The sequence below is a fragment of the Microbacterium sp. TPU 3598 genome, assembly GCF_002356155.1.
In the GTDB taxonomy this organism is placed as follows: domain Bacteria; phylum Actinomycetota; class Actinomycetes; order Actinomycetales; family Microbacteriaceae; genus Microbacterium; species Microbacterium maritypicum_A.
In genome coordinates, this window is record NZ_AP017975.1 from 507,890 (window position 1) to 519,945 (window position 12,056).

11 protein-coding genes are annotated in these 12,056 nt (G+C 69.4%); 7 read left to right on the forward strand and 4 right to left on the reverse strand.

Annotated features, from left to right (window positions below):
* Window positions 1-78: 78 nt before the first annotated feature.
* Window positions 79-765 (forward strand): TetR/AcrR family transcriptional regulator, encoded by a 687-nt coding sequence (locus tag MST3598_RS02340; protein WP_021199230.1) that lies wholly within the window; start codon window positions 79-81, stop codon window positions 763-765.
* Window positions 766-833: 68 nt separating this feature from the next.
* Here the strand turns inward: MST3598_RS02340 and MST3598_RS02345 are convergent, their stop codons facing one another.
* Window positions 834-1,652, reverse strand: coding sequence for a matrixin family metalloprotease (locus MST3598_RS02345; RefSeq protein ID WP_021199229.1), 819 nt, complete (start codon window positions 1,650-1,652; stop codon window positions 834-836).
* Window positions 1,653-1,887: 235 nt separating this feature from the next.
* The gene (locus MST3598_RS02350) at window positions 1,888-2,526 is read right to left on the reverse strand and encodes a GntR family transcriptional regulator (protein WP_021199228.1); all 639 of its coding nucleotides are present in this window, start codon (window positions 2,524-2,526) and stop codon (window positions 1,888-1,890) included.
* Between the two features lie 172 nt (window positions 2,527-2,698).
* On the opposite strand from MST3598_RS02350, the gene MST3598_RS02355 reads away from it, so the two are divergent.
* The 5 genes from MST3598_RS02355 to MST3598_RS02375 are packed head-to-tail and all read left to right on the forward strand — an operon-like array spanning window position 2,699 to window position 8,887.
* On the forward strand, window positions 2,699-3,976 hold the full coding sequence (locus MST3598_RS02355; protein WP_021199227.1) for an NRAMP family divalent metal transporter: 1,278 nt from the start codon (window positions 2,699-2,701) through the stop codon (window positions 3,974-3,976).
* A 4-nt stretch (window positions 3,977-3,980) separates the two neighbouring features.
* The gene (locus MST3598_RS02360) at window positions 3,981-4,745 is read left to right on the forward strand and encodes a LamB/YcsF family protein (protein WP_021199226.1); all 765 of its coding nucleotides are present in this window, start codon (window positions 3,981-3,983) and stop codon (window positions 4,743-4,745) included.
* 1 nt (window position 4,746) lies between these two features.
* Window positions 4,747-5,547, forward strand: a complete 801-nt coding sequence (locus MST3598_RS02365) for a putative hydro-lyase (RefSeq protein ID WP_029258796.1) — start codon at window positions 4,747-4,749, stop codon at window positions 5,545-5,547.
* Window positions 5,547-7,151, forward strand: coding sequence for an urea amidolyase family protein (locus tag MST3598_RS02370; protein WP_029258795.1), 1,605 nt, complete (start codon window positions 5,547-5,549; stop codon window positions 7,149-7,151). Before MST3598_RS02365 ends, MST3598_RS02370 begins: the two co-directional genes overlap by 1 nt.
* Window positions 7,148-8,887, forward strand: a complete 1,740-nt coding sequence (locus MST3598_RS02375; RefSeq protein ID WP_029258794.1) for an acetyl/propionyl/methylcrotonyl-CoA carboxylase subunit alpha — start codon at window positions 7,148-7,150, stop codon at window positions 8,885-8,887. The genes MST3598_RS02370 and MST3598_RS02375 overlap by 4 nt, the downstream gene beginning before the upstream one ends.
* 84 nt (window positions 8,888-8,971) lie before the next feature.
* Here MST3598_RS02375 and MST3598_RS02380 read toward each other — a convergent pair whose 3' ends face one another.
* Together MST3598_RS02380 and MST3598_RS02385 are read right to left on the reverse strand one after the other, a co-directional pair.
* Entirely contained in the window at window positions 8,972-10,300 is a 1,329-nt protein-coding gene (locus MST3598_RS02380) for a uracil-xanthine permease family protein (protein ID WP_029258793.1), read from the reverse strand.
* A gap of 224 nt (window positions 10,301-10,524) precedes the next feature.
* On the reverse strand, window positions 10,525-11,403 hold the full coding sequence (locus MST3598_RS02385; RefSeq protein ID WP_029258792.1) for a phosphoribosylaminoimidazolesuccinocarboxamide synthase: 879 nt from the start codon (window positions 11,401-11,403) through the stop codon (window positions 10,525-10,527).
* A gap of 90 nt (window positions 11,404-11,493) precedes the next feature.
* On the opposite strand from MST3598_RS02385, the gene MST3598_RS02390 reads away from it, so the two are divergent.
* Window positions 11,494-12,042 (forward strand): GNAT family N-acetyltransferase, encoded by a 549-nt coding sequence (locus tag MST3598_RS02390; RefSeq protein ID WP_029258791.1) that lies wholly within the window; start codon window positions 11,494-11,496, stop codon window positions 12,040-12,042.
* Window positions 12,043-12,056 lie beyond the last annotated feature (14 nt).

Below are 12,056 nucleotides of genomic sequence, written 5' to 3' on the forward strand. Positions count from 1 at the left end.
AACATTCAGTGAGTAATCTATACGGCAGGGGGGCGATTTCGAAAGACGGACCGGCGGGACTCAGGAGGTGGATGCCACGTGGCGCGCTCCGACGAGCAGAACCGGTTGGCCCGCGAGCGTGCCAGGGAGAACATCCTGCAGGCGGCGATCGAGACGTTCAGCGAACGAGGCGTCGCAGGGGCGAGCATCGCCGAGATCACGAAGCGTGCCGGCGTCGCCCAGGGGCTCGTGAACTATCACTTCGGTGGCAAGGAGCAACTCGTCGCCGCCGTGATCGATCGCTGGTTCGAGACCGTGCTCGGCTTCGCCCGCGTCGAGGGCACGCCCGACGAGATGCTCGCCGCGGTGATCGACGGTGCTCTCACGGCCACCGCCTATGCGATACCGCTGCAGCGCGCGGTGCTCGCGATGCAGCAGCAGCCGGCCACGCATCGACTCTTCGCGGAGTCGGAGGCCCGACACGAGGCGGGCGCCACCGCGGCGGAGGACGCGGTCCGTGACCTCTTCCGCGCGCGGGGGGCCGAGGACCCGGCGCTCGAAGAGGTGATGCTGCGCAGCACGATCGAGGGTGTCTTCGTGAAATCCGCCGTCTTCGGCGACACGTATCCGCTCGAGGAGGCCCGCCGCTGGATGTTCCGACGGTACGGACTCCCCGAGCCCACGGCGTCCATCGCGCCACCGGCTCCGCTGCGTGACGGTGAGCCGCGGCCGCGGGCCACGGCGGCTCTGCGGGGGCGCGAACAACTGCCGGGTGACTCCGCCTGAACGACGGACGAACGCGGGGCCCGGTCGAGAACGACCGGGCCCCGCTGATTCCGACGTGCTGACCGGTGTCAGTTCCCGTAGAGGGAGACGACTCCGGCGGTGTCGACGCTCGTCATCGACAGGTCGTCGGACGATCCGTTGCACTGCGGGTAGTGCATGATCGACGAGGAGTCGTACGGCGTCAGAGGACGCCAGTTGTTGTCCTCGAAGCAGGTGCCGGCCTCCGGGCGGGTGTGCTCGTGGCGGAAGCCGAGCACGTGGCCCAGTTCATGGCCGAGCACGTTCGTCGGGGTCCAGGACGAGCCGGGGGTCCAGATCGAGTCATCGATGAGGACGTTCTGCAGACGCGGTGCGGTGCTCGGGAAGAAGGCCCTGGCGATGTACTGCGTCGTCTGCACCGGCTCCACCGAGAACAGGACGGCGTTGTTGCGCGTCGTGCAGTTGGCATCGGCGCTGCTGTCGTAGATGAAGTCGATCTTCGAGGATGCGGCTTCCCAGAGGGCAGCACCGCTTTCCATCGCGTTCACGACGTCGGCGTGACGTGCGCCGAAGGCGGTGCTGACGCAATAGGTGAGGTTCGCCACCTGCGCGTCGGACCACTTGTCGTCGATGCTGTTGACGGTGTTGACGATGAGACCGTTGGTCACGGGGTCGGCGCCGAGGAGCTGCTCGTAGAACGAACGCAGTTCGCCCTGGTTGGAGATCACCTCGTCTCCGTTGACGACGTAGGCACCGTCGACGTCTCGGTAGGTCGACGCCTCGAACTCCTGGAAGGTGGGGATGTCATCGGCGTCGGGTGCGGAATTCGCGGCAGCGGGGATGACCGTGCCGAGGCAGAGCGCAGCAGCCGCGGTAGCGGCGAACGCCAGTTTTCTCGTGAGTCGCAAAGTAGTAGTCCTTTTCGATCTGAACGATTCCGCGCGCCCCCTCGGCACGCGGCCCCCGGCGGAAAGGTGAGCAACTCTGCGCAGCCGATCCTGTCGAAGTGCGCTCACGGTAAGCATGGCTCTCACGCGATGGCAAGGCATCTCCCGGCACGTTCACAGATTTATGCACTCAGGTCAAAAATACCGAACGTCGTTCTGGTCGAAGGTGGTGTGCGTCCCGGCGAGACGTCGGGGGTCAGGCGTGGCCCATGCGGGCGAAAGCCCCCAACACACTGCGCTCCGATGCGGTGAGGTAGCGCTCGAGTTCTTCCGCAGCGGCTTCGGGCCCCTGTTCCAGCAGAGCCGTGAGCACCGCGCGGTTCCGACGGACGTACGGCTCGTGCAGCGACCTCGGCTCGTCGATCTCGAGGAAGACGAGACGCAGCTCGGCGGCGACATCGCGGTAGGTGCGGGCGAGCCGTGCGCTGTCGGCGAGGGCGACGATCGCGTCGTGGAAGGCCATGTTCGCGCTGCCGATGCGTCGCCAATCCTCGTGCGGCAGCTGCTCCTCGGCCTCGGCCAGGGCTTCGCGCATGAGCTGCACGGCGGGGTGCTCGGGCTCGGACTGGCGCAGTGCGGTGCATTCGATCACGCGGCGGGCCCGATAGATGTCGATCACGTCGGCGATGGTCGGTGACGCCACCGAGACCCCGCGGTGGGGGATGTGCTCGACGAGGCCCTGCTCGGCGAGCACACGGAAGGCTTCGCGAAGCGTGTTGCGCGAGACGTCGAACTGCTCGGCGAGGGCTGATTCCGAGAGTCGTGACCCCGGTGCGAAGTCGCCGTCGATGATGCGCTGACGGAGGACGTCGGCGAGCGGGCCCTGCTGGTTCATGCCTTCATCGTAGGCGGCAGCGCCGCAGGATCGTCTGCGGTCGCAGGAGGGAAATCACACGAAAGCAACCGTTCTGTAGCACGGCCGTAACATGATTGTTGAACAATCAATGCCTATCCGTTCTACACTGGGGGTCACCCGACACCCACCAACGACGATGGGAACCCCCCGCATGTCAGAGCAGACCACCGCCTCCCTCTCCCCGGAGGACGAAGCCCGCCTCTCGTCCGCCAAGAAGCGCGCGGGCCGCAGTGCCGTCATCGGCGCGATCTTCCTCATGGCCACCAGCGCCATCGGCCCCGGCTTCATCACGCAGACCGCCACGTTCACAGCGACGATGGGGGCCGCCTTCGCGTTCGCGATCCTCATCTCGATCCTCGTCGACATCGCGGTGCAGCTGAACGTCTGGCGCATGATCACCTCGTCCGGCAAGCGCGCCGGCGAACTCGCGAACAGCGCCATCCCCTTCTCCGGACACCTGATCGCCGTGCTCGTCGTGATCGGCGGGCTGGCCTTCAACATCGGGAACATCGCCGGTGGCGGACTGGGACTCAACGCCCTGCTCGGCATCGACCCCAAGCTCGGCGGCATGGTCACCGCGGCCCTCGCGATCATCATCTTCCTGGTGAAGAAGGCGGGCCCCGTGATGGACATCGTGCTGGTCGTGCTGGGAATCGCCATGATCGTCATGACCGTGGTCGTGGCCGTGATCGCCCAGCCGCCGATCGGCGAGGCGCTGCGCCAGACCTTCGTGCCCGACGAGCTGAACTTCGCCACCATCACCACCATCGTCGGCGGCACCGTCGGCGGATACATCACCTACTCCGGCGCCCACCGCTACCTCGACTCGGGACACACCGGACCGGAGCACGCCGGCCCCGTCATGCGCGCGGCGACCAACGGCATCCTCGTCACCGGCGTGATGCGCTACGTCCTGTTCCTCGCGATCCTCGGCGTCGTGGCCTCCGGCGTCACGCTCGACCTCTCCGGGCAGGGCGCGAACCCCGCGGGTCAGGCGTTCGGCGCGGTGCTCGGCGACGCCGGCCTCCGCATCTTCGGTGCGATCTTCTGGGCCGCGGCGATCAGCTCGGTCATCGGTGCGGCCTACACCTCCGCCACCTTCCTCTCCACCTTCACCACGAAGCTCAAGGGCGGGTGGCCGCTGCAGCTCGCGACCGTCGCGTTCATCGTGGTGTCGCTGGCGGTGTACCTCTCGATCGGTACCGCTCCTGCGGCGATCCTCGTGTTCGTCGGCGGCTTCAACGGCCTGATCCTGCCGATCGGACTCACGGTGTTCATGTACATCGGCTGGTTCCGTCGCGACCTGCTCGGCTCGAAGAAGTACCCGATGTGGCTGCTCGTCGCCGGTACGCTCGTGACGCTGCTCACCTGGTACATGGGTATCGTCTCGGTCGGCCCCATCTTCGCCTTCCTCGGAATCGGAGCGTGATCGCATGACATCGATCGACCTGAACTCGGACCTCGGCGAGAACGTCGCCGACCGGATCGTCAGCGACGACGCGAGCATGCTCCGCCTCGTCACGAGCGCGAACGTGTCGTGCGGTTTCCATGCCGGCAGCCCCGAGGGGATCCGCGAGACGCTCGCGGCTGCCGTGGCGGACGGCGTGGTGATCGGCGCGCACCCCGGTTACCGCGACTACGAGAACTTCGGACGCACGAAGGTCGACATCGACTCGGCCACGCTGCAGGCGCACGTCGAGTACCAGCTCGGCGCGCTCATCGGGCTCGCCTCCGCGGTGGGCGGCCGGGTCTCGTACGTCAAGCCGCACGGCGCTCTCTACAACACGATCGCCCGCGACGAGCGGCAGTCGAAGGACGTCGTGGCCGCGATCCGCGCGATCGACCCTGGCCTGGTGCTGCTCGGGCTCTCCGGAGGCGTCGTGCTCGACGTGGCCGAGCGGGCAGGGCTCGCCGTCGCCGCCGAGGCGTTCGCGGACCGCGCGTATCAGCCCGACGGGCAGCTCGTCTCGCGCACCGAGGAGGGCGCGGTGCTGCACGACCCGGCAGCGGTCGCCGAGCGCATGGTGCGCCTCGCCGCCGACGGCGTGATCCGTGCGATCGACGGCACCGATGTGCCCGTGGTCGCGCAGTCGATCTGCGTGCACGGCGACAGTCCCGGCTCGGTGGCCATGGCCGCGGAGACCAAGCGGATGCTGCAGGAGGCGGGAATCACGATCGCCCCGTTCGCGGGCGCCTGACATGACCGTTCTCGCCACCGCCGACCAACTCGCCGACGCACGCGCTGCTCGCGCCGCGATCCGGGCCGGTCACGCCGAGCCGACCAGCGGAGTCGCGGTCGGGCTGACCCAGGCGAACCTCATCGCGGTGCCGGCCGACTGGGCCTTCGAGACGCTGCTCTTCGCGCAGCGGAACCCGAAGCCGTGCCCGGTGCTCGAGGTGATCGAGCAGGGCGCGGTGGAGTCACGGCTCGCGCCCGGCAGCGACATCCGCACCGACATCGGCCGGTACCGCATCTGGCGCGACGGGGAACTGGTCGAGGAGGTCGCCGACGCGACTGCGGCCTGGGCGGAGCATCCCGACCTCGTGGCTTTCCTCATCGGATGCAGCTTCACCTTCGAATCCGGACTCGTACAGGCAGGGATCCCGATCCGCCATCAGGAGCTCGGCCGGAACGTGCCCATGTACCGCACCTCCGTGTCGTGCGTGCCCGCCGGACGACTGCGCGGAGAGATGGTCGTCTCGATGCGTCCGATCCCCGCGGCTCGCGTCGCGGATGCCGTGCAGATCTCCGGCCGCACTCCCGCGGTGCACGGCGCTCCGGTGCACATCGGCGACCCGGCATCGCTCGGCATCCACGACCTGGCGCATCCCGACTTCGGGGATGCTCCCGAGGTGCGCGACGGCGAAGTGCCCGTCTTCTGGGCCTGCGGTGTCACCCCGCAGGCCGCGATCATGGCCTCGAAGCCGCCGTTCGCGATCACGCACGCGCCCGGGTACATGTTCATCACCGATGTTCCGGATGCGGAGTACCTCGTCTGATGCGCATCCTCACGGCATCCGATCACGCTCTCCTCGTCGAGGCATCCGACCTCGACGAGGCGATGCGCCTGAACCTCGCGTGGGAGGGCGTGCCCGGCATCGTCGAGCGCATCCCCGGCGCCCGCACCGTGCTCGTGCGCTTCGATCCGGTGCGGGTCTCGGCCGCCGATCTCTCAGCGGTGCTGGCCGCGACCGAGATCGACACCGCGCATCCGCCGGGCACCGGCGAGGTCACCGTACCGGTGCGATACGACGGCGAAGACCTCGACGAGGCGGCATCGCTGTTGGGCGTCTCGGCGGAGGAACTCGTCAACAGGCACCTCGCCGCGGACTGGCGGGTGGCGTTCTCCGGTTTCGCCCCCGGCTTCGGATACGTCGTGAGCAGCGATCCCCTGTTCGACGTGCCGCGCCGATCGTCGCCGCGCACACGCGTGCCCGCCGGCTCGGTCGCGCTCGCCGGGCAGTTCACCGGCGTCTACCCGCGCGAGAGCCCGGGCGGATGGCAGCTCATCGGACGCACGGACGCCGTGATGTGGGACATCGAGCGGAACCCTCCCGCGCTGCTGTCGCCCGGGACGGCGGTGCGGTTCGCGCAGGTGCGGGAGGCCGCTCGGCTGGAGGGCGGTCACCCGGGCCGAAACGGAGACGACCCGACGCACGCACCGCGCGTCGCGGCGCAGCACTCCGCGACGGATGCAGATGGTCTGGGTTTCGGCGCGGGAGTCGCCGTCGAGGTGGTCCGCCCGTCGCTGCAGCTGCTCGTGCAGGACGCCGGGCGCCCGGGCTATGCGGCACTCGGCGTCTCGGCATCCGGGGCTGCGGACCGCCGGGCCATGCACGACGCGAACCGTGCCGTGGGCAATGCACGCGACGCCGCGGTGCTCGAGAGCGTCGGAGGAGCCGTCCTGCGATTCCGGGGAGCCGGCGTCGCCGCGGTCGCCGGCGCGATCGGCGCGCTCCGCCTGACCGAGGTCGGCGGCACCGTTCGTTCCGTGGCGCACGGTGAGCCCTTCGCCACCGTCGATGGCGACGAACTGACCCTCGGTCACCCCGAGCGCGGGCTGCGCTACGTCGTCGCCGTGCGAGGAGGCCTGGATGCGGTGCCCACGCTGGGCAGCCGTGCGGTGGACACCCTCGCCGGGCTCGGCCCGGAAGCGCTCGTGGCGGGTGCCGTCGTCCCGGTGGGCGGCGCGGCGCCGCATCCCGTCGAGCCCGATGCGCTGCCGCGCGAGCTCCCTGCCTCGGGAGAGCTCGTCGACCTCGAGATCACGCTCGGCCCTCGGGACGACTGGTTCACGGGGCACGCGCTCGCGACCCTCACCGGACAGGAGTGGACCGTCACGCCGCGTTCGGATCGCGTCGGCATCAGGCTCCAGGGGGAGGTGCCCCTGGAGCGCGCGGTCGGTGGCGAACTGCCGAGCGAGGGTGCTGTCACGGGGGCCGTCCAGGTGCCGCCCGATGGGCAGCCCGTCCTGTTCCTGCCGGATCATCCGCTCACCGGGGGATACCCCATCATCGGCGCCCTCACGGACCGCAGCCTCGACCTCGCCGGTCAACTGGCTCCGGGAGTGCGTCTTCGTTTCACCGTCAAGGAGTCCTCATGACCACCGTGTCGACCGAGCCGACCACGCAGAGGGTCCTGATCGCCAACCGCGGGGAGATCGCGGTGCGCGTCGTCCGCGCCTGCGCCGAGGCCGGATACACCTCGGTCGCGGTCTATGCGGATCAGGATGCCGACGCCCTGCACGTGCGCCTGGCCGATGAGGCCGTGGGCCTGGGGGCAGCAACGGGGGCCGACACGTATCTTTCCATCGAGGCGCTGCTCGCCGCCGCGCGCCGGGCGGATGCGACCGCCGTGCACCCCGGATACGGCTTCCTCTCGGAGAGCGCCGCGTTCGCACGGGCCGTCGAGGATGCCGGGCTGGTCTGGATCGGGCCGTCGCCCGAGAGCATCGACGCACTCGGCGACAAGATGACCGCTCGCCGTATCGCGCAGCGGGTCGGAGCGCCGCTCGCCGCCGGTACCGACCAGCCGCTGGCCGGGCCTGAGGAGGCGGTGGCGTTCGCCGAGGAGCACGGACTCCCCATCGCGATCAAGGCGGCGTTCGGCGGTGGCGGCCGCGGGCTCAAGGTGGTGCGCGAGCTGTCCGAGGTCGCGGCGGCTTTCGACGCGGCCACTCGCGAGGCGATCGCGGCATTCGGTCGCGGAGAGTGCTTCGTGGAGCGCTTCCTCGAGAGCCCGCGGCACATCGAGGTGCAGGTGCTCGGCGACGGGCGCGGCGGTGTCGTGGTGGTCGGCGACCGCGACTGCTCGATGCAGCGTCGGAACCAGAAGCTCATCGAGGAGGCGCCGGCGCCGGGACTCTCCGTCGAACAGCGGACGCGTTTCCACGACGCGGCACGGTCGATCTGCGGCGAGGTGGAGTACCGCGGGGCCGGCACCGTGGAGTTCCTGCTCGCGGCCGACGGCACCATCTCGTTCCTCGAGGTGAACACAAGGCTTCAGGTGGAGCATCCGGTCACCGAGGAGGTCACCGGAACCGACCTGGTGCGCGAGCAGTTCCGCATCGCGTTCGGGGAAGGTCCGTCCTTCGTCGAGACGCCGGCACCCATCGGGCACGCGTTCGAGTTCCGCATCAATGCCGAGGACCCCGGGCGGGGCTTCCTGCCGAGCCCCGGTCGTGTCGAGAGACTGCGGATCCCCGGCGGACCCGGCGTGCGCTGGGACAGCGGCATCGAAGAGGGCGATGTCGTGCATCCGGCCTTCGACTCGATGATCGCCAAGCTGATCGTGCACGCCGAGTCCCGCGATGCGGCCATCGTGCGGGCGCGGCGGGCTCTGCGTGAGCTGACCGTCGTGGGGCCGGCGACGGTGATCCCGTTCGACGTGATGGCGCTCGACGAGGAGGCGTTCGGCACGGCGACCTTCGCGGTGCACACGCAGTGGATCGAGAGTGCGCTGCTGCCGAAGCTGGAGACGCAGTCGCGGCCGGCGGCCATGTCGGACTCCGCACTGCAGCGCTTCCCTGTCGAGATCGACGGCCGACGCGTGATGCTGGGTCTCCCGGCCGGCCTGCTGTCGGGCCTCGGTCGTCCGGCTGCCCCCGCGCCCGCAGCGCCCACGTCCGACCCGACCGAACTGCGCGCACCGGTGCCGGGCACGCTGGTGCGCTGGCTCGTCGACGACGGCACCCAGGTCGCGGAGGGAGAGCCGGTCGCGGTCCTCGACGCCATGAAGATGGAGACCACGGTGACCGCCCACAGATCCGGATCGCTGTCTCAGCGGGTCGAGCTGTCCGCGATGGTCGCCGCCGATGGGGTGCTCGCGGTCATCGACTGAGCGTTCTGGCGCACCACCCGAAACGCAGAGATCCCGGATGCCTCACGAGAGGCATCCGGGATCTCCGTCTGTGCGCGGCGCGGCCTACTCGGGGTCGCCGCCGAGCGGACCGACCGCCTCGAGCGGCTTCGGGTCGTCGGCACCGGTCTTGCGCAGGCGCGCGATCAGGTTGCCGAGGTGGTAGATCAGGATCGCAGCCACCGTGGCGATGACGATGCCGTCGAGTTCGAAGCCGGAAGCCTCGTCCTTGATCATGAAGCCGCCGACCGCCATGATCAGCGCGACGGCCGCCGTGTACTGGTTGACCGGGCGCGAGAAGTCGACGCGGTTGTCGACCCAGATCTTGATGCCGATGACCCCGATCAGACCGTAGAGCGCCGTCGTCACGCCGCCGAGCACACCGGCGGGCACCGAGTTGATGACTTCGCCGAACTTCGGGGAGAGGCTGAGCAGGATCGCGGCCGTGCCCGCCACCCAGTAGGCGGCGGTGGAGTACACGCGGGTGGACGCCATCACGCCGATGTTCTCGCCGTAGGTCGTCGTGCCGGAACCGCCGAAGAATCCGGCGAGGGTCGTCGAGACGCCGTCCGCGATCAGCGCCTTGCCTGTCTGCTGGTTCACCGTCGCGTCTCCGGTCATGGTCGCGACGCCGCGGACGTGGCCGACGTTCTCGGCGATCAGAACGAGAACGACCGGGAGGAACATCGCAAGCGCCGTGAGCGTGCCGGGCTCGGTGAAGTTCGGGAACGTGAAGGTCGGAAGGCCGACCCAGTCCGCCTTCTCGACTGCTGCGAAGTCGAGCTCACCGCGGAACGCCGCGAAGATGTACCCCGCGATGACGCCGAGGAAGATCGAGATGCGGCCGAGGAATCCGCGGAAGACGACGGCGAAGAGAATGGTGATGGCGAGGGTGAAGGTCGCGGTCACCGGCGCTGCGGCGTAGTTGTTGTGCGCTGCGCCCGCGAGGTTGAAACCGATGAGGGCGACGATCGTTCCGGCGAGTACCGGCGGCAGGAAGCGGTCCACCCACTTCACCCCGACCGTGTGCACCACGACGCCGATGATCGCCAGCAGCACGCCGACGGCGACGATCCCGGCCAGGGCGGTGCCCATGTTCGCGGACGCGGTCGCTGCGGTCACCGGCGCGATGAACGCGAACGACGAACCCAGGTAACTGGGCAGCTTGTTGCGGGTGACCAGCAGGAACAGGATCGTGCCCACACCGCTGAAGAGCAACGTGGTGGCGACCGGGAACCCGGTGATGATCGGCACCAGGAACGTCGCGCCGAACATCGCCACGACGTGCTGGAGACCGATCGCGATCGTCGCGGGCCAGTTCAGGCGCTCGTCGGGACGGACGACGGCACCGGGCTCGACCGTGCGGCCGTTTCCGTGCAGCTTCCACAGGGCCATGCGGGCTCCTCAAGGTTCGGGGGATGGCAGGAGTGCTGGAGCAACACTACCGATTCCTGAGTTTTTCCTGAGCGCGGGCGCCGACCTGCGCTCAGGTGCAGGAGCGGATGAAGGATGCATGAGGGGCGCGCAGCCGATGGTCATGCATCTGTCCGGTCGTCATGCATCCGTCCGCGGACCGGTCCGCGGACCGGTCCGTGACGAGTGGCCTCGACGGTCGCGAGTCAGGCGCCGAGGCGCTCGATCAGCTCGCGGTAGCGGTCGGCGGTGCGCGCGACCACGTCGTCCGGAAGCAGCGGCGGCTCGCCCTGCTGGTCCCAGTTCGCGGCCAGCCAGTCGCGCACGATCTGCTTGTCGAAGCTGGCCATCCGCTCGTTCGGCGTCGTGCCGGTGCGCCAGGCCTCCGCATCCCAGTACCGGGAGGAGTCGCTCGTGAGCACCTCGTCGGCCAGGCGCAGGGTGCCGTCGGCATCCGTCCCGAACTCGAACTTGGTGTCGGCGAGGATCAGGCCCTTCTCCTCGGCGATGGCGGCCGCAGCCGTGTAGATCGCCAGGGAGGTGTCGCGTAGTTCGGCCGCCCGCTCGGCGCCGACGAGCTCGACGGCGCGCTCGAACGTGATGTTCTCGTCGTGCTCGCCCATCGGGGCCTTGTACGCCGGGGTGAACAGCGGCTCAGGCAGCCGATCGCCGTTCTGCAGGCCGGCCGGGAGCGGAATGCCGCACACGGTGCCGCTCTCCTGGTACTCGACCCAGCCGGAACCGGTGATGTAGCCGCGCACGACGCACTCGATCGGCAGCATCTCGAGCGACTGCGCGAGCATGGCGCGATCGGCGACGGCCTCGGGCAGCTCGCCCGCGGCGATGTGGTTGGGGAAGTCGGAGAGCTGGGCGAACCACCAGCGGCTCAGCCGTGTCAGCAGGGCGCCCTTGTCGGTGATGCCGGGGGAGAGCACGAAGTCGAAGGCGCTCACGCGGTCGGAGGCCACGACGAGGATGCGGGTGTCCGCCGGGTCTTCCGAGGCATACAGGTCGCGGACCTTGCCCGAGTAGATGTGCCGCCAGCCGGGAATGCTCTGTGCCGTGCCTTCTGAAGGTGTGCTCACCCGCCTATTATCCCGGTTCCGTGCGACCGCGATCGCCCGCGTCCGTGGGTCGCGCCGACGGGTGTCGGAGCCGGTGTCTAGCGTGGAGGCGTGGCTGACGACATCTTCACCGACCGGCTCCGTCTGTCGCGGGCGGTGGAGGCCGACCTCGATGCGATCTTCGCGATCCAGAACGATCCGCGGGTGTGGACGCACTTCCCGAGCCTTCGACACACCGACCCCGCCGCGACTCTCGACATGATGAGGCGTTGGGACCGCAGCTGGGAGCAGGCGGGACTCGGATCATGGGTGGCACGTCTGCGCGACACGGGCGAGATCATCGGGAACGGCGGCTGCACGCTGCTTCGCGGCGAGGTGTGGAACGTCGGCTACCGCATCGCGGCCGACCAGCACGGGCACGGGTATGCGACCGAGCTGGCGCGCGCCGGGATCGAGCAGGCGCGGCTCATCGACCCCGATCGCCCGGTCATCGCCTATCTCGTGGAGCACAACCGCGCGTCGGCGCACGTCGCGGAGAAGCTGGGCCTCGAGCTCGTGCATCGTGCGCCGGATGTCGGCAACCCCGATCCTGCGGTGATGCGGCTCGTCTACGCGGACCGACCCCTCACCGCGACGCAGCTCGCGGCCGCTCTGGGCTGATCAGCTGAGGGGCC

Excerpts from the sequence above, each read along its gene's own strand:
- MST3598_RS02350 (WP_021199228.1), bottom strand. The coding sequence starts at position 2,526 with ATGAACCAGCAGGGCCCGCTCGCCGACGTCCTCCGTCAGCGCATCATC.
- MST3598_RS02355 (WP_021199227.1), top strand. The coding sequence starts at position 2,699 with ATGTCAGAGCAGACCACCGCCTCCCTCTCCCCGGAGGACGAAGCCCGC.
- MST3598_RS02360 (WP_021199226.1), top strand. The coding sequence starts at position 3,981 with ATGACATCGATCGACCTGAACTCGGACCTCGGCGAGAACGTCGCCGAC.
- MST3598_RS02365 (WP_029258796.1), top strand. The coding sequence starts at position 4,747 with ATGACCGTTCTCGCCACCGCCGACCAACTCGCCGACGCACGCGCTGCT.
- MST3598_RS02370 (WP_029258795.1), top strand. The coding sequence starts at position 5,547 with ATGCGCATCCTCACGGCATCCGATCACGCTCTCCTCGTCGAGGCATCC.
- MST3598_RS02375 (WP_029258794.1), top strand. The coding sequence starts at position 7,148 with ATGACCACCGTGTCGACCGAGCCGACCACGCAGAGGGTCCTGATCGCC.
- MST3598_RS02380 (WP_029258793.1), bottom strand. The coding sequence starts at position 10,300 with ATGGCCCTGTGGAAGCTGCACGGAAACGGCCGCACGGTCGAGCCCGGT.